Consider the following 24,394-nt stretch of genomic DNA (forward strand, 5'->3'; position numbering starts at 1 on the left):
GATAAAGAGTTATTCATGGCAGAAAAAAATCACTATGATTCAGATTCAATTAAAATATTAGAAGGTTTAGAAGCTGTACGTAAGCGTCCGGGGATGTATATTGGTTCAACAGACGGACGTGGATTGCATCATCTAGTTTATGAAATAGTAGATAATGCTGTTGATGAGGCATTAGGTGGTTATGGTAAAGATATTCGTGTAACAATTCATAAAAACAATGCCATAACTGTTCAAGATTTTGGACGTGGTATGCCAGTTGGTATGCATGAATCTGGCAAACCAACGCCAGAAGTTATTTTAACAGTACTTCACGCCGGTGGAAAATTTGGACAGGGTGGATACGCCACTTCTGGTGGACTTCATGGTGTAGGATCATCAGTTGTCAATGCACTTTCTGAAAGCCTTCAAGTTACCATTGTTCGCGATGGGCATAAGTGGCAAGAAGACTTTATTCAAGGTGGACAACCAGTTGGTACATTGAATGATTTGGGTGTAACTAAAGAGCACTCTGGTACTACTGTTACATTTAAACCAGATGCTTCTATATTTAGTGCGACAGTTTATAAATATGATACACTGTCAGAACGCCTAAGAGAATCAGCTTTTCTAATGTCTGGTGTTAAGTTTACATTAACTGATGAACGGGTTTCACCTAAACGTGTTGAAACTTATCACTATGAAAAAGGCCTTGAATCTTTTGTAAACTTTTTAAATGAAGATAAAGAAACTATTGGTCCTGTTATGAACTTTGAAGGACAACAAGAAGGGCTAATTGTTGATGTTGCAGCACAATACAACGATGGTTATTCTGAGACATTATTATCTTTTGTTAATAATGTTAGAACACAAGATGGTGGAACACACGAGGTAGGATTTAGAACAGCTTGGACAAAGGCATTTAATGAATATGCCAGAAAAATAAGTTTGTTAAAAGATAAAGATAAAAATCTTGAAGGTAGTGATGTTCGAGAGGGCTTGTCGGCAGTTATTTCATTACGCGTGCCAGAGCAGTTTTTACAATTCGAAGGACAAACAAAAGATAAATTAGGAACTCCTGAGGCACGTGGTATCGTTGATTCAGTAGTCAACGAAACACTTGGACGCTTTTTAATGGAAAATGGCGATTTTGGTCAAAATATTATTAGAAAAGCTATCCGTGCCCGTGAAGCTCGCGAAGCCGCTCGTAAAGCTCGTGATGAGAGCCGCACAGGTAAAACAAAAGGTCAAAAAGATCGACTTTTATCTGGCAAATTAGCACCAGCACAGTCTAAAAATGCTGAACGAAATGAACTTTTTTTGGTTGAGGGGGACTCGGCTGGTGGTTCAGCCAAACAAGGTAGAGATCGTAAATTCCAAGCAATATTGCCTTTGCGAGGAAAAGTATTAAATACCGAAAAAGCTAAGTTAGCAGATATTTTGAAAAATGAAGAAATTTCTACGCTTATCTATGCTATTGGCGGTGGTGTAGGCCCTGATTTCAAAGTCGAAGATACAGCATTTAATAAAATTATTATTATGACTGATGCCGATGATGATGGCGCGCATATTCAAACACTATTATTGACTTTCTTTTATAAATATATGCGTGCTTTAATCGAAGCGGGACGAGTATACATTGCACTACCACCGCTTTATCGTGTAAAGTACACGTCTAAAAAAATTGAGGATCAATTTGCTTGGACCAATGATGAGCTTGAAACTATTACTAGTCAAAATGATTCTAGATATGAATTGACTCGTTTTAAAGGGTTAGGTGAGATGAATGCACCTTTACTATGGGAAACGACGATGAATCCAGAGACTAGAACATTAATACGTGTGCGTATAGATGATGCTGTACTAGCTGAGAAACGTGTTACTACGTTAATGGGTGATAAGGTTGAGCCAAGGCGTGAGTGGATAGAAGCTAATGTACATTTTACGCTTGATGAAGCTGGATCAATTTTGGATACTGTAGATGGTGAGACACGTAATGCTAGTGCAGTTTTTGAAAAGGTGCGCCAAAAAGAAAAAAATATTGACAAGATACCTAAAACATCCGAGCCAATGATTACTAATTGGCAAGATAAAGAAGACTGAGTCTATTGTACTAGTTGACTAATGACGTAAATACCGTGTACAATTGTGCACGGTATTTACGTCATTAATTTAATTTATTTGAGAGGAAAGCTATTCACTAGCATTAGCTTATGTGAGCAATAAAATATATGGTAGATCGTATAACTGAACTATCACTAGAAACAGTGATGGGTGAACGCTTTGGGCGTTATTCAAAATATATTATTCAAGAACGTGCATTACCTGATATTCGAGATGGATTGAAGCCTGTGCAACGTCGTATTTTATTTGCAATGGATCAAGATGGCAATACTTATGATCATCCTTATCGTAAGTCTGCAAAATCTGTTGGAAATGTTATGGGAAATTTTCATCCCCATGGCGATTCATCCATTTATGAAGCGATGGTACGTTTATCTCAAAACTGGAAAGTTAGAGAACCGCTGATTGATATGAATGGAAACAATGGGTCAATTGATAATGATCCGGCGGCAGCAATGCGATATACAGAAGCGCGTCTGTCAAAAATAGCTGGTGAAATGATGTCTGATTTAGGTCAAGATACTGTTGATATGGTCTTGAACTTTGATGACACGACTTATGAACCAACTGTCCTACCATCTCGAATCCCTAGTTTATTAATCAATGGTGCAACAGGTATTTCTGCTGGCTATGCTACTGAAATTCCACCACATAATTTAAAAGAAATTAACTCAGCACTTGTTTACTTGTTAGATCATCCAGATGCAACTCAATCTGTACTTATGCGATATATCAAAGGACCAGATTTTCCTACCGGAGGTATTATACAAGGACTAGATGGTATAAAAAAAGCTTATAAGACTGGTCGTGGTAAAATAGTTGTACGTGCAAAAACGACAATTTCAGATCTTAAGGGTGGCAAGAAGAAAATTGAGATAACTGAACTTCCTTATGAAGTTGTGAAGTCAACTTTAGTGTCTAAAATGGATGCTATTCGCTTAAATAAAGAAGTTGCTGGTATCACAGAAGTACGTGATGAATCAGATCGTGAAGGTATGTCAATTGTTATTGAGTTGAGTAAAGATTCTAATGCCGAGGGGATCCTAACTTACTTATTCAAAAAAACAGACTTACAAATTTCTTATAACTTTAATATGGTGGCGATTCATGATCAACGCCCTGTGCATGTGAGTTTAAAGCAAGCACTTGAAGCATTTATTGATTTTAGAAAAGATATTGTTTTGAAACGCTCCGCATATGAGCTTGCTAAAGCACAATCTAGACAGCATATTGTTGAAGGCTTAATTCGTATGCTATCTATTTTAGACGAAGTTGTGGCAACGATTCGTGCCTCAAAAAATCGTAAAGATGCAACGCAAAATTTGATTGATCAGTACCATTTTACTCAACCACAAGCTGAAGCTATTGTTACTTTACAGCTTTATAGGCTGACAAACACTGATGTTACGCAATTAGAAGAAGAATTTGCTTTATTAAGTGAGAAAATAAAACATTTGCTTCGTGTGATTAATGAAGAGGAGGCATTAAAAGATGTTATCCGTGAAGAGATTTTACTCATTACACAAAAATATAGTTCGGCAAGGCGTTCAGAAATTGAAGCAGAAGTAGAAGACTTAGTAATTGATAAAGCTGTAACAATTGCTGAAGAAGATGTTCAAGTTTTGGTATCAAGAAATGGTTATTACAAACGAGCATCTATCAGATCGTACAAGGCTTCTGATTCAGACAATGGTTTGGCTGAAGACGACTTATCAGTATTTGAAGGGCAATTAAATACAACCCAACACTTGTTTATGTTTACTAACAAGGGAAATATGATATATCGTCCAGTTTATGAATTACCAGATTCAAAATGGAAAGATACGGGAGAACACTTTTCCCAACAATTATCTAATTGGCGAAGTGATGAATTTGTTATTAAAGTAATACCTATAAGCGATATTAATCAAGGCGGTGCGTTCACCATTATTACCAATGATGGATTTATTAAACAAACTGCGTTGCTTGATATGGTACCAAAAGCCTATAGGAAAAAGACAGCGATGGCAATAAAGTTAAAAAGTGATGCAAGTTATGTCGTTAATGTTGGTTACTTTGGGGCTGAAACCAAGTCAGAAATATTACTATTATCACATCATGGTGTAGGATTGAGGTTTAATATAAAAGAGGTTCCTGAAATTGGACCACGAACTTCTGGTGTTAAAGCAATGGATTTACGTAATGACGATACAGTTAAAGTAGCCATCTTTATTACTGATCCAAGTCAACAAGTTGCAATTGTTGCAGAAAACGGAGCATTTAAATATATGCCAGTTTCTGAAATTAATTTATCTAAGCGTGCTAATAAAGGGTTGTTAATTTTTACTCAGAAAAAAACGGCGCCATACAGGGTAGCAACTGGTACAATATTTGATACGAATACATTAGCTCTAGAAATATTAACCAAGAGATGGCAAACACAAGAATTACAATTAAGTGATTATAAACCATCTCAGAGAGTAGGAAATGGTCAATATGTTGTGGATATTAATAAAATCGGTGAACCTTGGATGATTAAACCAGTATCTATGATTACTGTAAAGTAAATAAATTTGATAAAATAAAAGTATAATTAACTAGGAGATATAAAATAATGGCAAAGACGCTAGTTTTTGGACACAAAAATCCTGATACAGATACAATTGCTTCAGCAATTGCTGCAAGTTACTTGTTAAATAAAACAGGACACGACACTGAAGCTGTGGCTCAAGGTGAACCTAACCTTGAAACCCAATTTGCGTTAAAACGTTTTTCATTTGATGCACCTCGTGTGGTTACTGAAGCAGATACGCAAACCGTTGTACTTGTTGATCATAATGAACAAGCACAGTCAGTTGATAATATAGCCGATGTGACAGTTGAACGTATTTATGATCATCATAAATTTGCTTTTAGTAATTCAACTCCGTTATACATTACTGCAAAGCCATGGGGATCTGTTGCTACTATTTTGTATTATGAATTTAAATTAGCTGACGTTGACATTCCAGCTAATATTGCGGGTATGATGGCTTCAGCGATTATATCTGATACGTTACTTCTCAAAAGTCCGACTACAACATCATTTGACAAGCCTGCTCTTGAGGCATTAGCAGCTATTGCTGGATTAGATGATTATAATAGTTACGGATTAGAACTACTCAAAGCTGGTACGGATTTATCATCACGTACAGATAAAGAATTAATTGACGGTGATGCTAAATCATTTGATATGGGTGGACATCATTTCAGAATAGGGCAAGTCAACACAGTTGATATTGACGAAGTATTGAGCCGTCAATCAGGAATTGAATCAGCAATGAACTCAGAAAATTACGAAGATTTTCTATTTGTTATCACAGATATTTTGAATTCAAATTCAAAAGCCATTTATTTAGGAGATGCACCTAAAGTAGTAGAAGCTGCTTTTGGTAGTATTTTAGTTAATAATGTTATTGATCTTCCTGGAGTGGTGTCCCGTAAAAAGCAGGTTGTGCCACCTTTGGAACAAAATTTTTAAATTATTTTCAAAGGTAAAGTAGTTTAAGTCATTAAAATAATCAATTGAATGACTTAAACTACTTTACACTCACAATATGTTCATGTATAATAAACAATTGTATTGACAAGCAAATAACTTTAACAAACCACACTAAGGAGTATGAATATGCGTATTCACGTTGTTCTAGGAAATGATGAAACTGGAGAACGTATTTACTTGACGTCTAAAAATCGTCGTAATACACCAGATCGTCTTGAGTTGAAGAAGTACTCACCAAAACTTCGTAAAGTTGTAACATTTAAGGAGATTAAGTAACATGGCAAAAAAGTCAAAAATTGCTAAGGCGCAAAAGCGTGAAGCTTTAGTTGCAAAGTACGCTGACAAGCGTGCGGCATTGAAGGCTGCTGGAGATTTTATTGGTTTGGCTGCTTTGCCAAAGGATTCATCTCCCGTACGTATGCACAATCGTGACTTAATTGATGGACGTCCTCATGCTTACATGCGTGAATTTGGTATGTCACGTTTGAACTTCCGTCAATTGGCACATAAGGGTCAAATCCCTGGTGTTCGCAAGGCTTCTTGGTAATCTTAAATTACTATTAGCGTTAAGTGGGCGCGTTAAAAGTCAATTATTATAGCAATAGCTAAATACAGTGACTGCCTCAATGAGCATAAGCGAATGAGGTCATAAAGGTTCACATTCTAGTTAAGACCACGTTATAGTGGTCTTTTTGTTTGTCTTGATTTGCAATTAACTATTATTTACGTTATAATTTTAATTGTTAATTTACATAGTTTGTAAATGAGCGGGTCCATTTAAAGCGACCGGCTCATTTTTTATGGGATTGGCGCGTGTTTGCAATACACCCTAAATTAATTAATAGAAGGGAGTTATCATGGCTAATAAGGTTGAACAACAAATTATTGATATTATTACCCCAATTATAGCTAAGCAAGAGCTTTTGTTGTGGGATATCAGTTATGGTAAAGAAGGTGGTCAAAAAATACTCCGTATTTTAGTAGATAAACAAGATCATCAATTTATCACAATGGCAGAAATTACAGTCTTTACCCAAGAAGTTAATGAATTACTGGATACAGTAGAACCTGATCCAATTCCTGAAGCTTATATGCTAGATATTTCATCACCAGGTTCTGATAGGCCATTGTCTCAACCTTGGCACTTTAATTGGGCCAAAGAAAGCAATGATCCAGTGTTAGTTTCTTTTTTCACAAATAAAGAAGGGCAAAAGAAGTGGCGAGGTAAAATTCAAATGGTAAATGATGATGATTTTGTTATTATTACTGAGTCTGGTGAATTATTGTGTCGCTTTGATGAAGTTGCAAAAGCAATGTTGGATGTTCAATTTTAACATCAACGTTTGAATTTTTCTAAAATATAATGAGGATAGGCGAATGAGTAAAGAATTAGTTGATGCACTCGATGCTCTTGAAGCTGAGCGTGGTATCGAGCGAGCAATCGTAATTGAGGCGCTAGAAGATGCCTTAAGAGCTGCATACAAGAAACAATACAATGCAGAACAAAATGTCGAAGCAATCTTTGACACAAAAAAGGGTAATGTTAAGATTAAGCAAGTAAAAAATGTTGTTTTAGATGAAGACTTCGAAAATGATGATACTGAGATTAGCTTAACGGACGCTTTGACAATAAATCGTGCGTACGAGCCAGGAGATGAAATTCGTTTTGACGTTACACCGAAAGATTTTGGGCGTATGGCTGCGCAAGCAGCAAAACAAGTAATCATGCAAAAGATTAGAGAAGCTGGTCGTGAAGCTATCTATAATAAATTTGCTGATTATCAAGATGAAATCATTACTGGTGAGGTTGATCGTCAAGATTCTCGTTTCTTGTACTTAACATTGCCAGGACATCAAGAAGCTGCTATGGCACCTAACGATCAAATGCCTAATGAGCATTATCGTATGGGAGATCGCATAAAAGTTTTAGTTAATAAAGTCGAAAATAATGCAAAAGGGCCACAAATTTTTGTTTCACGCACAGCACCGGATCTTGTAAAACGTTTGTTTGAACAAGAAGTGCCAGAAGTTTATGATGGTACGGTGGAAATTATGAGTATTTCTCGTGAGGCGGGAGACCGTTCAAAAATCGCGGTTTATACGCATGATGCCGATTTAGATCCTGTGGGTGCAATGGTTGGTCAAAGAGGTGCTAGAGTTCAATCAGTAGTTAATGAACTCGGCGGTGAAAATATGGATATTGTCGAGTGGGTAGAAGATGAAGCACAGTACATTGCCAACGCACTTAATCCTTCTGAAGTAACAGATGTTATTTTCGATACAGAAAATGAGCGCGCAGTAACAGTCATTGTTCCTGATAACCAGCTATCGCTTGCAATAGGTAAAAAAGGACAAAATGCTCGTTTGGCCGCTAGGTTGACCGGATTTAAAATTGATATCAAATCCGAAAGTGAAGCATCAAACGAATTGACTGCCGATATATCTTCAAATAACGAATAATTTTTAGGAGAAAGGTATAGTTTTTTTAATCATTAATTATACTCACTATTAACATGAAACCTAGAAAAATACCAATGCGTAAAGATATTGTGACTGGAAACATGTATCCAAAAAAAGAATTGGTGCGTGTTGTCAGAAACAAAGAAGGCGTTGTCAGTTTAGACCCTACTTCAAAGGCAAATGGTCGCGGTGCTTATATCAGTTTAAACCGTGAAATAGCCAAAGAAGCAAAACAACGTCGAATTTTTGATAAAATTTTTGAAGTGAAAGTGTTAGATGAATTTTACGACGAGTTAATTGCTTACGTTGATCATCAACAAGCACGTAAGGAGCTCTTCGGTGACAACAACTCATAATGATCAAATTTTAAATTTGATTGGTCTAGCTATGAAAGCTGGCAAGCTGGTTTTAGGTTCTGAACCAACATTGACGGCTATACGTGCTAATAAGGTTCAGTTGGCTTTTTTTCCTAGTGATGGAGGGGCCAGCCAATCTAAAAAATTTGCTGATAAAGCAAAATTTTATCATGTTACTTTAATACAAGACTATACAAAACAGGAACTAATTAATGCAATTGGTGTAAACCGTAGTGTTTTTGCAGTTTCTGATCATGGATTTAGTCGTAAACTTAAACAATTAATTTCAGAAAAGGAGCGGAACTAAATGACAGAAGAAAAGAAATTCTCAAGTTCAAACCGTCCTGCAAGAAAACAGGCAGTACCAGAACGTAAGGAGTTGCCAGCTTCACAACGGCGTCATGCTGCTAAATTAGCTGACGGCGCTCAGCAGGCAACTAGTGGTGGTTCTCAATCACGAACAAACAAGCCCACACGTACCCCACAAGGTGGTCAAAATCGCCATGTAAATAGTTCACGTGGTAATAATCAAAATGCTTCAAGAACAAGTACGAATGGTGGAAAGCCAACTTCTAATAATGCACAAACCCGTTCGCAACAACATCGTCCTGGTTCAAGAATGCAACCTTCAGAAGGGCGACCAATGATTCGTGAAAAGAAAAATTGGTCAACAAAGCCACGTGAAGGGCAAATTGATTATTCAAAGAAAACAGACAACAGCTTAAAACAATATGTCAGTGAAAATCAAAAACGCAAAGAAGCTGCCACTTCAAAAACAACTAAAAAACCTGCAGAACAACCTAAGAATACTAATACACTAACCAAGCCATCAACAGAGACAAAGGTAGTCGAAAGTTCTACAAATCAATCGGGTTCAGGTAAGTTTGGAGGGGCGTTGGCTTCAGGAAACAATTCTGCACGCAATAACTCTCGTAAACGTAATACGTCAGGAACAGGGCAACAGACGCCTCGCCGTAATGACAAGCCACGTGGTTCTAAAAAATCACGTCGAATTGCAGCTAAAAAAACTCCTGTTGCACCTGTAACAGAACGTAAGGAACAGCCACTACCATCAGTATTAGAATATCGTGTTGGTATGAATGTTCAAGATTTAGCGAAGTTACTTCATCGTGACTCCGCTGAAATTATCAAAAAATTATTTTTGTTAGGTATTGTAACTAATCAGAATCAGTCTTTGGATTCCGATACAATTGAAATTTTGGCAGCAGATTATGGTATTGACTCGAAACTAAAAGAAGAAGAAGACGTTGCTGATATTGATAAGTTCTTTGATGATGAGAATTTTGATGAAAGCCAATTAGAGTCACGCCCACCAGTTGTTACTATTATGGGACACGTTGATCATGGAAAAACAACGTTGTTAGATTACTTACGTAATTCTAATGTTACAGAGGGCGAAGCGGGCGGAATTACCCAACATATTGGTGCTTATCAAACTAAGTTGAATGGTAAAACAATAACTTTCTTAGATACACCTGGCCACGCTGCATTCACAGAAATGAGAGCACGTGGTGCAAACGTTACTGATTTAACTATTTTAGTTGTTGCGGCTGATGATGGTGTGATGCCACAAACAATCGAAGCAATTAACCATGCTAAGGCAGCAAAAACACCAATTATTGTTGCAGTCAATAAAATCGATAAGCCCGGTGCTAATCCCGATGATGTGATGAATCAATTAATGGCTTATGATTTGGTACCAGAAGAATATGGTGGCGATACCATATTTGTTAAGATTTCAGCCAAGTTTGGTCAAAATGTTGACGAATTACTCGAGATGATATTGTTACAAGCTGAAGTGCTTGAATTAAAAGCAAATGCTAACATGACTGCTCGTGGTTCTGTTGTTGAAGCTCGACTAGACAAGGGACGAGGACCTGTTGCAACTGTATTGGTACAACAAGGAACAATGCGTGTTGGAGACCCAATTGTTGTTGGAAATACTTACGGACGTGTAAGAACTATGACTAACGAACGTGGTATCGAATTAGCTGAAGCATTACCTGCGACACCAGTTCAAATTACAGGTTTGAATGATGTACCGCAAGCAGGAGATCGCTTCATTGTTATGGCTGATGAAAAAACAGCACGCGCTGCTGGTGAAGAGCGTGCAAAGCGTGCGCAAGAAGCAGTTCGTAATTCAGGATCAATTGTTACGCTAGATACCTTGTTTAGTACAATGTCTGAAAAGGCTATGAAGACTGTTCCTGTAATTGTTAAAGCTGATGTTCAAGGATCTGTTGAAGCGCTATCAGGTTCTTTGAAAAAGATTGAAGTCGATGGTGTTCGTGTAGATATTATTCATACAGCTGTTGGCGCAATTAATGAGTCTGATGTGACATTGGCATCAGCTTCAGGAGCAATTATTATTGGTTTCAATGTCAGAGCAACCCCATTGGCAAAATCACAAGCAGATAGCGATAAAGTCGACATTCGATTCTACAATGTGATCTATAATGCGATTGATGATGTTGAAGCTGCAATGAAGGGCCAACTTGAACCAGTATTTGAAGAAAAAGTTATCGGTACAGTTGTTGTCAAAGAATTGTTTAAGTTCTCTAAGGTTGGTATCATTGCAGGTGCAATGGTTGAAGAAGGTAAGATAACTAAAGACTCAAAGGTTCGTATTATTCGTGATAACGTTGTCGTTTATGATGGCGAAGTTGCTTCATTACAACGCGGTAAAGATTCAGTTAACGAAGTTAAGATGGGTTATGAATTTGGATTTACAGTCGCTAAATATAATGATATAAGAGTCGGAGATACTGTTGAAGCTTACGTCATGGAAGAAGTAAAAGTAAAATAACATAACACGCTTGATGTGTTAAATGTAATCTTTAAAAGAAATGAGGCACGGGTTATGGCTAATCCACAACGTGCAGGTCGTCTGGCACAAGAAATTCAACGTGATATTAGCGACTTATTATTGAAGCGTATTAATGATCCTCGTATACAGGATGTCACAATTACTAGTGTTGAACTATCAGGTGATTTGCAAATTGCAACAATTTACTATTCTATATTGTCAGACTTGGCTAGTGCAGGCCAAAAAGCGCAAGCTGGTCTAGAAGCAGCTAGTGGGCTAATAAGAAAAGAATTAGGATCAAGATTAACAGTCTATAAGATACCTGAACTTAAATTTATTAGAGATGAATCAGTGCAATATGGTAATCATATTGAAGACTTGATTCGTAAATTACATTCTGAAAAGTAATGAATTGTTAATAAAAACGCTACCTTTAAAGGGGTAGCGTTTTTTGTGTTAAAATGTAACTATCTTAGTTTAGATAAAATAAGGAACTTAAAATGACTAATTCTAATCAACCGTTAAATTCGATTATTACATCAATGGCACCAGATAAATTATTAAGTTTTCAAAAAACGATAAGTGAAATCCCTGGTATACTCAAATTAACGTTTGGAGAACCTGGCTTTTCTGTTGATGAGCGTATAAAAATAGCTGCAAAAAAAGCAATAGATGAAAATAGATCGCATTATGCAGATAGTCAAGGTGAAGTTGATCTTAGAAGAGCTGCTGTTGATTATTTCAATGATACCTATCATTTGAATTATGATGACGAGAATAATGTCATTATTACATTAGGGGTAAGTGAAGCCATAAATGTTGTTTTTCAGTCTTTGTTAGGTGAAAAAGATGGATTGCTTGTACCTGAACCAGCTTATGGTCCTTATTTTACTTCATTAGATTTGGCCCATGGTACTAGATTAACAATTGATACAACAAAAAATCAGTTTAAGTTGACTCCTCAGATGGTTGAAGAAGCTATCAAAAACTCAAAAGTTCCGGTACGAGCTATTCTTATGAATTATCCTACAAATCCAACTGGGGTCACTTATTCAAAAAATGAAATTGAATTGTTGGCCAAAACGTTTAAAAAGCATAAACTATGGGTAATCTCTGACGAAATATATTCAGTATTAACTTATGATCAGCAACATGTATCCTTTGCAGAAATAATCCCTGAACAAACGATATACATTAATGGTTTATCAAAGTCGCATGCTATGACAGGGTACCGCGTTGGTTTTATTTTGTCTTCTAAAAAAATCATTTCAGAAATGCAAAAAGTTCATGGGGCATTGACGTTCGCCATTCCGACTTTTATTCAAGATGCTGCAATTGTAGCTTTAAAAGTAGTCAAAGATACACCAATCAAAATGAAACTAGCCTATCAAGAGCGACGTGATCGTATATTACCACAATTAGAACAATTGGGATTTGACGTAGTTAAACCTGAAGGGGCTTTCTATTTGTTTGCTAAATTACCAGCTGATTTAGGTAGTGATGGCGATCAGTTTGCGCTTGATTTGGCAAAGAAAGGTAAAGTAGCAGTTATTCCAGGATCAGGCTTTAGTGAGTTTGCTAAATCCTACATACGTATATCGTATGCTGCATCTGATACTGATTTAGATGAGGGTATGAAAAGAATAAGCGCTTATGTTAGAGAAAGACGTGAAAATAAAAAGTAAGAGGTTAGTTATGAATTGGTGGAAAAATGTATTTAATCCACACAAAATACATCAAAAATTGAGAACAATTGGTCAAATTAATGCAACTCATATTGCAAAAAATTCTGAGTTGCCAGTTATTGCTGCACCTGTTACAGGACAGCTACAACAAAATATTGATGATTATGAACCAGTTCGTGGAAAAAATGGATTCATGATGACACCAAATGGTAATAGCATTGTTTCTCCAGTTGCGGGTATAGTAGTTGAATCAGATCAACAAATACTAGTTATTCAGAGTGTACACAATGATACAATTTCTATTTATTTAAAAACTGATGACTTTACGAAATCACATTTGGCCATCTATAATGTTGGCCAGCAATTACATGCAGGTGACTTGGTTGGTATAACTAGAGGTGATAATCAAAAGAATAGTATCTATATTATTTTTGATAGAAATAAAGTGTATCAATTCAAAACTGGATCAGTCTATGCAGGGCAAAACATATTACAGCAAAGTAGTGATGAGGATGATAATGTTGCAACAGAACGAACCAATTAATGGCATTATAGTTATTAATAAACCTTCTGGCATCACTTCTTTTGATGTTGTTGCTAAAGTGAGAAAAGCATTTGGTCAAAAAAAAGTGGGGCATGCTGGAACATTAGATCCTGATGTATCAGGTGTTTTAGTTGTGGCTTTAGGAAAAGCTACAAAATTGATTGATGAACTACAAGCTAGACCAAAAAAATATGAGGGTGAAATTACCTTAGGCTTTTCAACTGAAACCGAAGATGCAAGTGGTGCCATTGTTGAAAATAAACCAATAATAGAACCTTTTGCAGATGCAGAAATTGATCAAGCCATAAGAGACCTAAATGGCAATATTAAGCAAGTACCACCTATGTTTTCTGCGGTTAAGGTTAATGGTAAACGATTGTATGAATATGCACGTGCTGGTGAAACAGTGACGCGTCCAGTGCGTGATGCCATTATTTATAACTATCAAAGAACATCAGATATTACGTATAGTCAACAAAGGCAGATATTTAATTTTGAAGCGACTGTCTCAAAAGGAACATACATTAGAACACTTGCTGTGGATACGGGTAAAAAACTGCAAATCCCTGCTACCATGACAAAATTAAAACGTATCATGGGTAGTGGGATGACTTTAGATAAAGCTTGTGATTTTGATGCTATTGTTACCGGTAATCGAGACAGTCTGTTAAATTTAGTTATTCCAATTCCAGATATATTAACTTGGCCTAGTAAAGAATTAAGTGCAGATGAATGGTTTGCAGTTAAAAATGGGCAAAAAATCGCCTCTTTTGATGAAGAAAGTGATTTAATTCAACTAACCTACAAGGGTGAACTTAAAGCAGTATATGCTTATCATGCAGAAAGTAATGACTGGCAATCACGCTATGTCTTTTCAAATAATTAATTATGAACAAAATAATCAAATTACATTATCCGTTGACGGATATTATACAGCCTGCTCAACAAGTTGTTGTTATGGGCTTTTTTGATGGTGTGCATTTAGGGCATAAAGCAGTGATTTTAAAAGGGAAGCAGTTAGCAGACGATTTGGGGTTAGAGTTGGCTGTTTTAACCTACCAACCACATCCAAGTGTAGTTTTTAAAATGTTAAGCGAACCTTTAAAATACATAACAACAAGTGATAAAAAAGCGCAGATACTTTTTGACTTAGGTGTATCAAAAATATACAATATGCAATTTACTTCTTTGTTAGCAGCATTGCAACCACAAGAATTTGTTGATGAAGTATTAATGAAATTGAAGCCTGCAGTGGTTGTGGCTGGTTTTGATCATCTTTATGGTAGTGATCATCAATCTGCAAATATGTCATTATTAGACACTTATGCTAAAAAAAGATTTAAAGTTGAAATTGTGCCAGAAATATCTGACAAAAATGGCAAAATTGGTTCAACGTCAATTAAACGCTATCTATCTGAAGGCAATCTCACTGAAGTGAATAATCAACTGGGTCGCATTTATACGACTACTGGCATCGTTGTCCATGGTGAGGCAAGAGGAAGAAAACTAGGTTTTCCCACTGCGAATATTTTGACGCCTGAATTAGAACGGCTACCTGGTATTGGTATTTATTCAGTACGTATTAGTATTGCTGATCAATGGTATTTAGGTATGGCAAGTATTGGTCGCAATGTTACTTTTGGTGATAATCGGCCATTGACGGTTGAAATTAATATTTTAAATTTTGACTCAGTTATTTATGGAGAAGAAGTTATTATTGAATGGCATCATTACTTAAGAGGAGAAGTAAAGTATGATGGTGTGGATAGTTTAATTGCTCAATTAAAGAAAGATAAAATAGATACATATCATTATTTTAAAAACATTTGATCGATTATCAAATGTTTTTTAGCACTTGAATAAAAAGAGTGCTAAAAAGGGTTGCTTTTTATGAAAAATAGTGTAATATAATAAATGTTAGCAGTTAAAAATTTGAGTGCTAAATCGGAGGTGATGGAATGCTAACTGAAAGACAAAAATTGATCTTAAGCGCCATTATCTGCGAGTATACAGAAACTTCAAAGGCAGTTGGTTCTAAAAGTTTACAAGAGCAACTTAGCATCAAAGTTAGTTCTGCGACCATTCGCAATGAAATGGCAGCACTTGAAGCTGAATCATTAATTAAGAAGTTACACACCTCTGCAGGTCGCGTACCATCACGGCAAGGGTATCGATATTATCTTGATCATTTAATGATGACTAGAGTTGTCACTCAGCAAGATGTTAAGATGGTTATGCAATCCTTCAGAGGTAATTTCCATGAAATTGATGATTTATTAGAAGAGTTAGCACGTACTTTATCTGATTTCACGAATGTAACAGCTCTAATCTTAAAACCAAAGCGTTTAAATATTAAAGTCTCGGGATTCAGATTAGTGCCTTTAGAAAATCAGCAACTAATTGCAGTACTTGTAACAAGTGATGGAAAGGTGACTAGTCAAACGTTTAAACTACCTAAAGATCGGTCTTTGTCTTCATTGAATAGTATGGTTAGATATATTAATGATCAGATGATAGGTCATTCTGTCCTTGAAGTTTTGCACATGATGCAATCTGATGATTTACCTACAAAAATGAGCAGAATTATTGAAACCCCTACTGCGTTTCTTCAATTGTTTGGTGATGTACTTGCAAGATCTGTTGGTGACAATGTTCATATTGGTGGTAGGTTAAATGTCCTTGATTTTGATGAAATTACGAATCAGGATTTTGACGTAAAACGTTTATTACAATTTTTAGAGTCACCTTCAGAAATTCGGCGCGTAGCTAAAACATCAGGTAATCATACCGTTGTCAAAATTGGTAAAGAAATTCAAGAACCATTACTCGCATCGTTTAGTCTCATTACGCGTTCATTTCATATACCCCATCAAGGGGATGGCATTATTGCACTTTTAGGGCCAATTAGGACTGCGTATTCACGAAATGTATTATTAATTGATGCTTATGGGGAAGCCCTAACTCAAAAAATGATCGAATATACATAAATTAGGAGGTCACTCACGTGACAGAAAAGTTAAATGAAGAATTAGATGAACAAGTAGTAGCAGAGAATGATGAAGTTGTTACGGAACAAATTGAAAAAGATGCTAACGTACTGCAAGAAGATGTTACTATTGATCCGCATGAAAAAAAGTTAGAAGATTTAAAAGGAAAAGTAACTGAATTAGAAGATAAATTGTTGCGTTCTCAAGCTGAAACGCAAAATATACAACAGCGTCATGCCCGAGAAATACAGAGCATTAGAAAATACGAAGGGCAAAAATTAGCTGCTGCTATCTTACCCGCTGTAGACAATTTGGAAAGAGCATTAGCAGTTGAATCAGATGATGCTGTTACTCAACAAATCAAAACTGGTGTGGAAATGACACTAAAAACTCTTGTTCAAGCATTACATGACAATGGTATTAGTGCAACTGGTGAAGTAGGTGAAACTTTTGATCCAACAAAGCATCAAGCAATTCAAAGTGTCGATTCTGACGCTGTAGCATCAGATGAGATTGCTAGTGTGTTGCAAAAAGGATATATGATACAAGATCGTGTACTAAGACCAGCAATGGTGGCAGTAGCTAAGTAATTTGTGAGAACAAAGTTACGTTATGGTGATTCAGCGTTAGCACTACACCTTAAAAAGATAATAAATTTAATTACATAAACTAAAAGGGAGAACAATTCATGTCAAAGATTATTGGAATTGACTTAGGAACAACAAACTCTGCAGTAGCCGTGCTTGAAGGTGGCGAACCAAAAATTATTACAAATCCAGATGGTGGTCGTACAACACCTTCTGTTGTATCTTTCAAAAATGGTGAAAGTCAAGTGGGTGATGTTGCTAAGCGTCAAGCCATTACTAACCCAGAAACTATTATTTCAATCAAGTCACACATGGGTGAAGCGGGATATAAAGTAAATGCTGGTGGTAAAGATTACACACCACAAGAAATTTCAGCAATGATCTTGCAATATATCAAAGGCTATGCTGAAGATTATTTAGGTGAAAAAGTTGAAAAAGCAGTTATTACTGTTCCTGCATACTTTAATGATGCCCAACGTCAAGCAACTAAGGATGCGGGTAAGATTGCTGGTTTGGAAGTTGAACGTATTATTAACGAACCAACAGCCGCAGCTTTGGCTTATGGTTTGGATAAGTTAGACAAGGATGAAAAGATTCTTGTTTATGATTTGGGTGGTGGTACATTTGATGTGTCTATCCTTGAATTAGGTGATGGTGTCTTTGAAGTTTTGTCAACAAATGGTGACACCCACCTTGGTGGTGATGACTTTGATAACAAGATCATTGATTATTTAGCTGCGCAATTTAAGGCAGACAATGGCATTGACTTGAAAGATGATAAACTCGCATTGCAACGTTTGAAAGATGCTGCTGAATCAGCTAAGAAGACATTGTCTTCAGCTAACGAAGCACAAATCGATTTGCCATTTATCGCTTCTGGTGATCAAGGACCATTACATTTGCAAACATCTTTGTCACGTGCAAAGTTTAATGAATTGACGGCTGATTTGATTAAGCGAGCTGAACAACCTGTTTTGAATGCCTTGAAGGATGCAGGTTTGTCATTCTCAGACATCGATGAAGTCATCTTGAATGGTGGTTCAACACGTATCCCTGCCGTACAAGAATCTGTCAAGAAGTTGACTGGTAAGGAACCTAACCATTCAATCAACCCTGATGAAGCAGTTGCTCTTGGTGCTGCTGTACAAGGTGGTGTGATCACTGGTGATGTGAAGGATGTTGTCTTGTTGGACGTGACACCTTTGTCATTGGGTATCGAAACAATGGGTGGTGTCTTCACTAAGTTGATCGATCGTAATACAACGATCCCAACATCAAAGTCACAAGTCTTCTCAACAGCCGCAGATAACCAACCAGCTGTCGACATTCATGTCTTGCAAGGTGAGCGTTCAATGGCTGCCGACAACAAGACTTTGGGTCGTTTCCAATTGTCAGATATTCCTGCTGCAAAGCGTGGTGTGCCACAAATTGAAGTGACATTTGATATTGACCGTAACGGTATTGTATCTGTTTCTGCCAAGGATTTGGGTACACAAAAGGAACAAAAGATTACCATTCAAGCCGCTGGTGGTTTGACAGACGAAGAAATCGAACAAATGATGAACGATGCTAAGGCAAACGAAGAAGCCGATGCAAAGAAAAAAGAAGCTGTTGATACACGCAACGAAGCTGACCAATTGATCTTCTCAACAGAAGCAACACTTGAAGAAGTTGGTGACAAGCTAGGTGATGACGACAAGAAGGCAACGCAAGAAGCCCTTGAAGCATTGAAAAAGGCCAAGGAAGAGGCTGCTGCCGATGATGCTGATTTGACTGATTTGAAGACTAAATCAGAAGAATTGGCGAAGGCTGCACAAGAGTTGGCAATGAAGTTGTACCAACAAGCAGCACCTCAAGAAGGCGCCGAAGGCGAAGCAAAACCTAAAGACGACAATACCGTTGATGGTGATTTTGAAGAAGTTGACCCTTCTAAGAAGAAAGATTAATTAATTTATACAGTACATCATTAAAAACAAACCGCATTCGTTTGAGTGCGGTTTGTGTACATAATATGTTAGAGGAGTAGATCATTGAACAATACAGAATATTATGATCGTCTTGGAGTAGATAAAAGCGCAAGTCAAGATGACATTAAAAAAGCTTATCGCAAATTATCTAAGAAATATCACCCAGATATCAACCATGAGCCTGGTGCAGAAGCTAAGTATAAAGAAATTCAAGAAGCTTTTGAAACACTCGGTGATGAACAGAAAAGAGCACAATATGATCAGTTTGGTCCTGCGGGTGCTGCGGGACAAGGTGGCTTTGGTGGTTACCAGCAGAGTGGTTTTGGTGACTTTTCAGATTTAGGTGATATCTTTAGCCAAATGTTTGGCGGAGGCTTCGATCCTAATCGTCCTCGCAAAGGGCAAGATTTACAATATCGTATGCGCTTAAGTTTTGAAGAAGCTATCTTTGGTAAAGAAGAAGTTATCAAATTTAATCGTGGCGATGGGCCTCATGAAATTAAAGTAACGGTACCAGCGGGTGTTGAAACTGGGCAACAAATGCGTTTGGCTGGTCAAGGTGAAGATGGGATTAATGGTGGTCCACGTGGTGATTTGTTTGTTGTATTTCAAGTTGCACCTTCAAAAGATGGATTTGAGCGTGATGGCGCTGACATTTATTTAGAGCAGAAGATTAATTTTGTCACTGCTACTTTAGGAGATGAAATACAAGTAAAATCAGTACACGGTGATGTTAACCTAAAAATACCAGCTGGTACACAAACAGGTACTCGGTTCCGTTTGCGTGGTAAAGGGGCACCTAGATTAAGAGGGACTGGTAACGGGGATCAATATGTTGTAGTTAAAATTGATGTACCGACTAAACTTAACCGTGATCAGAAAAAAGCTTTGGAAGCCTTTCAAGAAGCTACTACTGGAAAAAAGAAAAAAAGTTTTTTTGATAAGTTAGAAGAACTAACTGATTAAATAAAAAGCACGTACTTGTACGTGCTTTTTATTTATGATGATAATATAACTAATGCAATGAGGCGAATACTTTTCTCACTATTGCATTAGTTAAGATATTGAGAAAAGTAATAGAAAAAGCCACAGTATTTTCTGTGACTTTCAATGTTTAATCAATATATTTTGTATCGTTGTCTACTTCCCAAGGTGCTGTTAAATCAATGTGATCATAATACAAATGACCATGTAAATGATCTATTTCATGCTGAAAAACAATTGCAGGGTAATCTCGAAGCTTAATTGTTTTGGTATTGCCATCTTCATCTTGATAACGCACAGTGATGCGATTAGCACGTGGTACAAATCCGGGAACATCTTCATCAACAGATAAGCAACCCTCACCAACGTTTAGCGCTGAACGTTTTACAGATTCAGAAATGATAACAGGATTGAAAATCGTACCTTTAAAATAAGGGGTATCATCATGTTCATGTGGGTCAATTGAAGGAATTAATACAGAAGCCATATTTAAAGAATAGCCAACTTGTGGAGCAGCTAATCCAACTCCTGGTCGTAAACCATATTTTTCGTTTTTGTCTTCATCTTGAGAAATAACAAGATAAGTCATCATATCTTTTGCCAATTGAGCATGCTCTTCAATTAAAGGAAAAGAAACATCATTTGCAATTTGGCGTAAAACTGGATCACCATCACGAGTTATTTTATCCATAGTAAATCTAATTGTCATCTATTTTCACCTCATTAATAGTATATCAAAGTACACTACATGTTAAAATATAGTCATGGATAAAAATTATACTTTACCAATCGATGGAAATTGGTCAGTCGAAGATATTGTTACAGTGAGTACTTTAGTTGACAGTGTTTTGAAAGTTTATGAAAATGGCGTCAAAAAAGAGATTTTAATGAACAATTATCGTAACTTTTTAGCTGTCATACCTTCAAAAAGCGAGCAAAAACAATTTGATAAGGATTTTGAAAAGCAAACGGGATATAGCATTTATCGCACAATGAAGTTTGCTAGTCAAACAGTAAAAGACAAGGTTAAACAATGAATGATTTAAGCTTGATTGAACAACAAGAAATAGATCAAATGGTACTTTTATGGCTAAATGAAGTTAGAAAAAAAACCATTGCAGCTATGCAGCAACAACTGAATGTTTACACTAAAAATGATCAAAGAGATTTAGTGACGAATGTTGATCGTGAAAATGAACGTTTTTTAACTGATAAAATTCGACATTATGATACGAGTGCACATATTATAAGTGAAGAAGGTTTTGGTGATCGTCAATTAACGATGGCAGGAAATATGTGGTTTGTAGATCCTATCGATGGTACCATGAATTTTGTCAAGCAACAATCAGATTTTGCAATTATGATAGCGCTTTATAGAGAAAACAAACCAGTGTTAGCTTGGATTTTGGATGTTGTGAATAATATTGTTTATCATGGTGGGCCTGCAATTGGTGTGTTTGCTAATCAATTAAAACTGGCTCCGCCAAATAATGAGTCTTTATCAGAAGGTATTGTGTTATTAAGTGGTGCACGCCTATTATATGGTATGTTTGGTTATGATAGAATAGCTAAAGAAGCGCTTGGATATCGTGTTATCGGTGCTGCTGGGCCTTCATTTATACGTGTTATTTTAGGGCAAGCTGTAGGATATTCTTCTAAAATGATGCCTTGGGATTTTGCTGCTGGACGTATTTTAGCTGAATCACTTGGATTATTAGTTTCAGATATTGACGGTAAGCCACTAGATATGTTATCATCAAACATAGTATTAGTGGCTACTGATCGCGCGCATCGTGATATTTTAACGTTGCATAAAAGCTAGGGCACATTGGACCCTAGCTTTTACTATGAGATAAGTAGCATTAAATTAAAGGAGCACTAGGAAATTGGCAAATCGCGAAGATATTCGTAACATCGCTATCATCGCCCACGTCGATCATGGAAAGACGACGTTGGTTAACGAACTTTTGAAGCAATCGGACACATTGGATTCACGCAAGGAATTGGGTGACCGTGCGATGGATACAAACGATATTGAAAAAGAACGTGGTATTACTATCTTGTCAAAAAATACAGCTGTTAAAGTTGGAGACAAGCAAATCAACATTTTGGATACACCAGGTCACGCAGATTTTGGTGGTGAAGTTGAACGTATCATGGGAATGGTTGATGGTGTTTTGCTGGTTGTTGATGCCTTCGAAGGTACAATGCCACAGACTCGTTTCGTTTTGAAGAAAGCCTTCGAACAAAACTTGACACCAATCGTTGTTGTGAACAAGGTGGATCGTCCTGGTGCACGTCCAGAAGAAGTTGTCGATGAAGTTTTGGATTTGTTTATTGAACTTGGTGCTGATGAAGAAGATTTGGATTTCCCAGTAATTTTTGCTTCAGCAATGAATGGGACATCATCATTATCACCTGATGTTGCAGATCAAGAACACACAATGAAGCCAGTATTTGATAAGGTATTCGAAACAATTCCGGCGCCTATTGATAACTCTGACGAACCACTGCAATTCCAAGTGGCTATGTTAGACTATAACGATTTCGTTGGTCGTATAGGAATTGGTCGCGTTAAGCGTGGCACAATTAAAATTGGCGACAACGTTGAAGTGCTAAAGTTAGATGGTACGTCACAATCATTCCGTGTTACTAAGCTTTCAGGTTTCATTGGTCTTGATCAAGTTGAAATTCAAGAAGCGAAGGCGGGAGATTTGATTGCTGTTTCAGGTATGGAAGATATTTCTGTTGGTGAAACAGTTGCAGATCCTTCACACCCAGAAGCATTACCAATTTTACGTATTGATGAGCCTACTTTGCAAATGACTTTCCGTCAAAATGATAGTCCATTTGCAGGTAAAGAAGGTAAGTTTGTCACAGCACGTCAAATTGAAGACCGTTTGCGTCGCGAATTGCATACAGATGTGTCATTGCGTGTTGAAGATACTGATCAAGCAGGTGCATGGTTAGTGTCAGGACGTGGTGAATTGCATTTGTCAATTTTGATTGAAACAATGCGTCGTGAAGGTTTCGAATTGCAAGCCTCACGTCCACAAGTTATTTATCGTGATATTGACGGTGTACAATCAGAACCATATGAATCAGTTCAAATTGATACGCCTGATGAATACGCCTCAACAGTTATCGATTCATTGAACCAACGTAAAGGTGAAATGGAAAACATGGAATCTGTTGGTAACGGACAAACTCGTTTGACTTATATGGCGCCTTCACGTGGTTTAATTGGTTACTCAACAGAATTCATGTCAGCAACACGTGGATATGGTATCTTCAACCATACATATGCTGAATACCGTCCCGTTGTTCGTAATTGGGAACCAGGTCGTCGTAATGGTGCTTTAGTTTCAATTAACCAAGGTACAACTTCAAACTATGCTATCATGGGCGTTGAAGACCGTGGACAAATGTTTGTTGGCGCTGGTGTTGAAGTTTATGAAGGTATGATTGTTGGTATGAATGCACGTGACAACGATATTTCTGTCAACGTGACAAAATTGAAGCCACAATCAAACGTTCGTTCATCAAACAAGGATCAAACTGCATCAATTAAGACACCACGTGTCATGAATTTGGAAGCTAGTTTGGAATTCTTAAACGATGATGAATACGTTGAAGTAACACCTGAAAACGTTCGTATTCGAAAGGCAATTTTGAACACTGCTGAACGTGAAAAGGCTGCTAAGCGTCGTAAGGCTTCTTCAAAGTAATAGTTAAATTAAGAACACCTTTGTTGTTCTTTTTTATGGAGATATGGCACAATCTGGTACTGCAACGGACTCGAAATCCGTCGAGCCGCTTTTGGCGGTGTGCGGGTTCAAATCCCGCTATCTCCTTGTATATATTTCAAGAGATTTCATAAGGTGTTATGAACATTGATATAACAGCGTTTTATATGATTGATATTTCATAGAGTACTATTAGCTTTTACACATTCAGGTACTTTTTAGGTACAAAAATTAAATAAGCGAGTGAGCATGTAGCAGCAGAGATGCTGTTTTTTTATGCAAAAAATACATATTAGATTTATAAATATTCAACAGTACATATTCTCCACAAGTGGCGAAAATAGTTCCAAAATAGTTGGGAAATGATGCCCCAATTCAGGGCGTCTATTGAGTATTAAACTACACTCTCAATAAGGAGTGGGTCTAAAGTCGCAAAACATGACCTTTGAAAGGAGGCTGTCAAAACATATACCTAATGTAACGATTTGTTACTTTAGTATTGATGACAATTTGTAATCAGTGCCTTGTTTGTTGCAATTATTGCAAAAACTAAATGTGCTCAGAAGTCAATAAATTGGACTATTTTTATTCAGTTAATTAGGCGACATTTGAGATACGATTGCGATTATAA

23 protein-coding genes and 1 tRNA gene are annotated in these 24,394 nt (G+C 36.8%); 23 read left to right on the top strand and 1 reads right to left on the bottom strand.

Going from position 1 to position 24,394, the window contains the following annotated elements:
- The first annotated feature begins 15 nt into the window (after positions 1-15).
- The 19 genes from parE to K5Q12_RS05670 all read left to right on the top strand — a co-directional run bounded on the left by parE (position 16) and on the right by K5Q12_RS05670 (position 19,999).
- Positions 16-2,079, top strand: coding sequence for a DNA topoisomerase IV subunit B (gene parE, locus K5Q12_RS05580; protein ID WP_220742722.1), 2,064 nt, complete (start codon positions 16-18; stop codon positions 2,077-2,079).
- 128 nt (positions 2,080-2,207) lie between these two features.
- Entirely contained in the window at positions 2,208-4,646 is a 2,439-nt protein-coding gene (gene parC / locus K5Q12_RS05585) for a DNA topoisomerase IV subunit A (protein ID WP_220742723.1), read from the top strand.
- 47 nt (positions 4,647-4,693) lie between these two features.
- Entirely contained in the window at positions 4,694-5,599 is a 906-nt protein-coding gene (locus K5Q12_RS05590; RefSeq protein ID WP_220742724.1) for a manganese-dependent inorganic pyrophosphatase, read from the top strand.
- A gap of 147 nt (positions 5,600-5,746) precedes the next feature.
- The gene (rpmG, locus tag K5Q12_RS05595) at positions 5,747-5,896 is read left to right on the top strand and encodes a 50S ribosomal protein L33 (protein ID WP_002815032.1); all 150 of its coding nucleotides are present in this window, start codon (positions 5,747-5,749) and stop codon (positions 5,894-5,896) included.
- Position 5,897: 1 nt separating this feature from the next.
- Positions 5,898-6,167, top strand: coding sequence for a 30S ribosomal protein S14 (gene rpsN / locus K5Q12_RS05600; protein ID WP_004904725.1), 270 nt, complete (start codon positions 5,898-5,900; stop codon positions 6,165-6,167).
- A 310-nt stretch (positions 6,168-6,477) separates the two neighbouring features.
- On the top strand, positions 6,478-6,954 hold the full coding sequence (gene rimP / locus K5Q12_RS05605) for a ribosome maturation factor RimP (RefSeq protein ID WP_220742725.1): 477 nt from the start codon (positions 6,478-6,480) through the stop codon (positions 6,952-6,954).
- A gap of 43 nt (positions 6,955-6,997) precedes the next feature.
- Positions 6,998-8,080, top strand: coding sequence for a transcription termination factor NusA (nusA, locus tag K5Q12_RS05610; RefSeq protein WP_220742726.1), 1,083 nt, complete (start codon positions 6,998-7,000; stop codon positions 8,078-8,080).
- A gap of 53 nt (positions 8,081-8,133) precedes the next feature.
- Positions 8,134-8,436: an RNase P modulator RnpM gene (gene rnpM, locus K5Q12_RS05615; RefSeq protein ID WP_220742727.1), complete on the top strand. Its 303-nt coding sequence runs from the start codon at positions 8,134-8,136 to the stop codon at positions 8,434-8,436.
- Entirely contained in the window at positions 8,420-8,743 is a 324-nt protein-coding gene (locus tag K5Q12_RS05620; protein ID WP_220742728.1) for a L7Ae/L30e/S12e/Gadd45 family ribosomal protein, read from the top strand. The genes rnpM and K5Q12_RS05620 overlap by 17 nt, the downstream gene beginning before the upstream one ends.
- Complete coding sequence (gene infB, locus K5Q12_RS05625) at positions 8,744-11,263, top strand: translation initiation factor IF-2 (RefSeq protein WP_220742729.1); 2,520 nt, start codon at positions 8,744-8,746, stop codon at positions 11,261-11,263.
- A gap of 54 nt (positions 11,264-11,317) precedes the next feature.
- Entirely contained in the window at positions 11,318-11,671 is a 354-nt protein-coding gene (gene rbfA / locus K5Q12_RS05630) for a 30S ribosome-binding factor RbfA (RefSeq protein ID WP_220742730.1), read from the top strand.
- A gap of 92 nt (positions 11,672-11,763) precedes the next feature.
- Positions 11,764-12,948, top strand: coding sequence for an aminotransferase class I/II-fold pyridoxal phosphate-dependent enzyme (locus K5Q12_RS05635; RefSeq protein ID WP_220742731.1), 1,185 nt, complete (start codon positions 11,764-11,766; stop codon positions 12,946-12,948).
- Between the two features lie 10 nt (positions 12,949-12,958).
- Complete coding sequence (locus tag K5Q12_RS05640) at positions 12,959-13,492, top strand: PTS sugar transporter subunit IIA (protein ID WP_220742732.1); 534 nt, start codon at positions 12,959-12,961, stop codon at positions 13,490-13,492.
- Positions 13,470-14,378, top strand: a complete 909-nt coding sequence (gene truB / locus K5Q12_RS05645; RefSeq protein ID WP_220742745.1) for a tRNA pseudouridine(55) synthase TruB — start codon at positions 13,470-13,472, stop codon at positions 14,376-14,378. The genes K5Q12_RS05640 and truB overlap by 23 nt, the downstream gene beginning before the upstream one ends.
- 2 nt (positions 14,379-14,380) lie before the next feature.
- Positions 14,381-15,322, top strand: a complete 942-nt coding sequence (ribF, locus tag K5Q12_RS05650; RefSeq protein WP_220742733.1) for a riboflavin biosynthesis protein RibF — start codon at positions 14,381-14,383, stop codon at positions 15,320-15,322.
- Positions 15,323-15,450: 128 nt separating this feature from the next.
- A complete protein-coding gene (hrcA, locus tag K5Q12_RS05655) occupies positions 15,451-16,479 on the top strand; it encodes a heat-inducible transcriptional repressor HrcA (protein ID WP_220742734.1) in 1,029 nt (342 codons plus the stop codon).
- Positions 16,480-16,496: 17 nt separating this feature from the next.
- The gene (gene grpE / locus K5Q12_RS05660) at positions 16,497-17,069 is read left to right on the top strand and encodes a nucleotide exchange factor GrpE (protein WP_220742735.1); all 573 of its coding nucleotides are present in this window, start codon (positions 16,497-16,499) and stop codon (positions 17,067-17,069) included.
- Positions 17,070-17,167: 98 nt separating this feature from the next.
- Positions 17,168-19,012: a molecular chaperone DnaK gene (gene dnaK, locus K5Q12_RS05665; RefSeq protein ID WP_220742736.1), complete on the top strand. Its 1,845-nt coding sequence runs from the start codon at positions 17,168-17,170 to the stop codon at positions 19,010-19,012.
- A gap of 84 nt (positions 19,013-19,096) precedes the next feature.
- Positions 19,097-19,999, top strand: coding sequence for a DnaJ C-terminal domain-containing protein (locus K5Q12_RS05670; RefSeq protein ID WP_220742737.1), 903 nt, complete (start codon positions 19,097-19,099; stop codon positions 19,997-19,999).
- Between the two features lie 148 nt (positions 20,000-20,147).
- Here the strand turns inward: K5Q12_RS05670 and def are convergent, their stop codons facing one another.
- Entirely contained in the window at positions 20,148-20,726 is a 579-nt protein-coding gene (def, locus tag K5Q12_RS05675; protein ID WP_220742738.1) for a peptide deformylase, read from the bottom strand.
- Between the two features lie 55 nt (positions 20,727-20,781).
- Here def and K5Q12_RS05680 point away from each other — a divergent pair, with 55 nt between their 5' ends.
- From K5Q12_RS05680 to K5Q12_RS05695, 4 genes are all read left to right on the top strand, one after another.
- Positions 20,782-21,054 (top strand): UPF0223 family protein, encoded by a 273-nt coding sequence (locus K5Q12_RS05680; protein ID WP_220742739.1) that lies wholly within the window; start codon positions 20,782-20,784, stop codon positions 21,052-21,054.
- Positions 21,051-21,839, top strand: coding sequence for an inositol monophosphatase family protein (locus K5Q12_RS05685; RefSeq protein ID WP_220742740.1), 789 nt, complete (start codon positions 21,051-21,053; stop codon positions 21,837-21,839). The genes K5Q12_RS05680 and K5Q12_RS05685 overlap by 4 nt, the downstream gene beginning before the upstream one ends.
- Positions 21,840-21,903: 64 nt before the next feature.
- A complete protein-coding gene (typA, locus tag K5Q12_RS05690) occupies positions 21,904-23,745 on the top strand; it encodes a translational GTPase TypA (protein WP_220742741.1) in 1,842 nt (613 codons plus the stop codon).
- Between the two features lie 37 nt (positions 23,746-23,782).
- A tRNA-Ser gene (locus K5Q12_RS05695) sits at positions 23,783-23,871 on the top strand.
- The last annotated feature ends 523 nt before the right edge of the window (positions 23,872-24,394 follow it).

The organism is Leuconostoc palmae, from assembly GCF_019656075.1.
In the GTDB taxonomy this organism is placed as follows: domain Bacteria; phylum Bacillota; class Bacilli; order Lactobacillales; family Lactobacillaceae; genus Leuconostoc; species Leuconostoc palmae.

Coding starts and splice junctions, on each gene's coding strand:
- nusA (WP_220742726.1), top strand. CDS start 6,998: ATGAGTAAAGAATTAGTTGATGCACTCGATGCTCTTGAAGCTGAGCGT.
- rimP (WP_220742725.1), top strand. CDS start 6,478: ATGGCTAATAAGGTTGAACAACAAATTATTGATATTATTACCCCAATT.
- rbfA (WP_220742730.1), top strand. CDS start 11,318: ATGGCTAATCCACAACGTGCAGGTCGTCTGGCACAAGAAATTCAACGT.
- dnaK (WP_220742736.1), top strand. CDS start 17,168: ATGTCAAAGATTATTGGAATTGACTTAGGAACAACAAACTCTGCAGTA.
- hrcA (WP_220742734.1), top strand. CDS start 15,451: ATGCTAACTGAAAGACAAAAATTGATCTTAAGCGCCATTATCTGCGAG.
- rpsN (WP_004904725.1), top strand. CDS start 5,898: ATGGCAAAAAAGTCAAAAATTGCTAAGGCGCAAAAGCGTGAAGCTTTA.
- def (WP_220742738.1), bottom strand. CDS start 20,726: ATGACAATTAGATTTACTATGGATAAAATAACTCGTGATGGTGATCCA.
- ribF (WP_220742733.1), top strand. CDS start 14,381: ATGAACAAAATAATCAAATTACATTATCCGTTGACGGATATTATACAG.
- rpmG (WP_002815032.1), top strand. CDS start 5,747: ATGCGTATTCACGTTGTTCTAGGAAATGATGAAACTGGAGAACGTATT.
- parE (WP_220742722.1), top strand. CDS start 16: ATGGCAGAAAAAAATCACTATGATTCAGATTCAATTAAAATATTAGAA.
- K5Q12_RS05680 (WP_220742739.1), top strand. CDS start 20,782: ATGGATAAAAATTATACTTTACCAATCGATGGAAATTGGTCAGTCGAA.
- K5Q12_RS05685 (WP_220742740.1), top strand. CDS start 21,051: ATGAATGATTTAAGCTTGATTGAACAACAAGAAATAGATCAAATGGTA.
- K5Q12_RS05635 (WP_220742731.1), top strand. CDS start 11,764: ATGACTAATTCTAATCAACCGTTAAATTCGATTATTACATCAATGGCA.
- K5Q12_RS05590 (WP_220742724.1), top strand. CDS start 4,694: ATGGCAAAGACGCTAGTTTTTGGACACAAAAATCCTGATACAGATACA.
- parC (WP_220742723.1), top strand. CDS start 2,208: ATGGTAGATCGTATAACTGAACTATCACTAGAAACAGTGATGGGTGAA.
- rnpM (WP_220742727.1), top strand. CDS start 8,134: ATGAAACCTAGAAAAATACCAATGCGTAAAGATATTGTGACTGGAAAC.
- infB (WP_220742729.1), top strand. CDS start 8,744: ATGACAGAAGAAAAGAAATTCTCAAGTTCAAACCGTCCTGCAAGAAAA.
- K5Q12_RS05640 (WP_220742732.1), top strand. CDS start 12,959: ATGAATTGGTGGAAAAATGTATTTAATCCACACAAAATACATCAAAAA.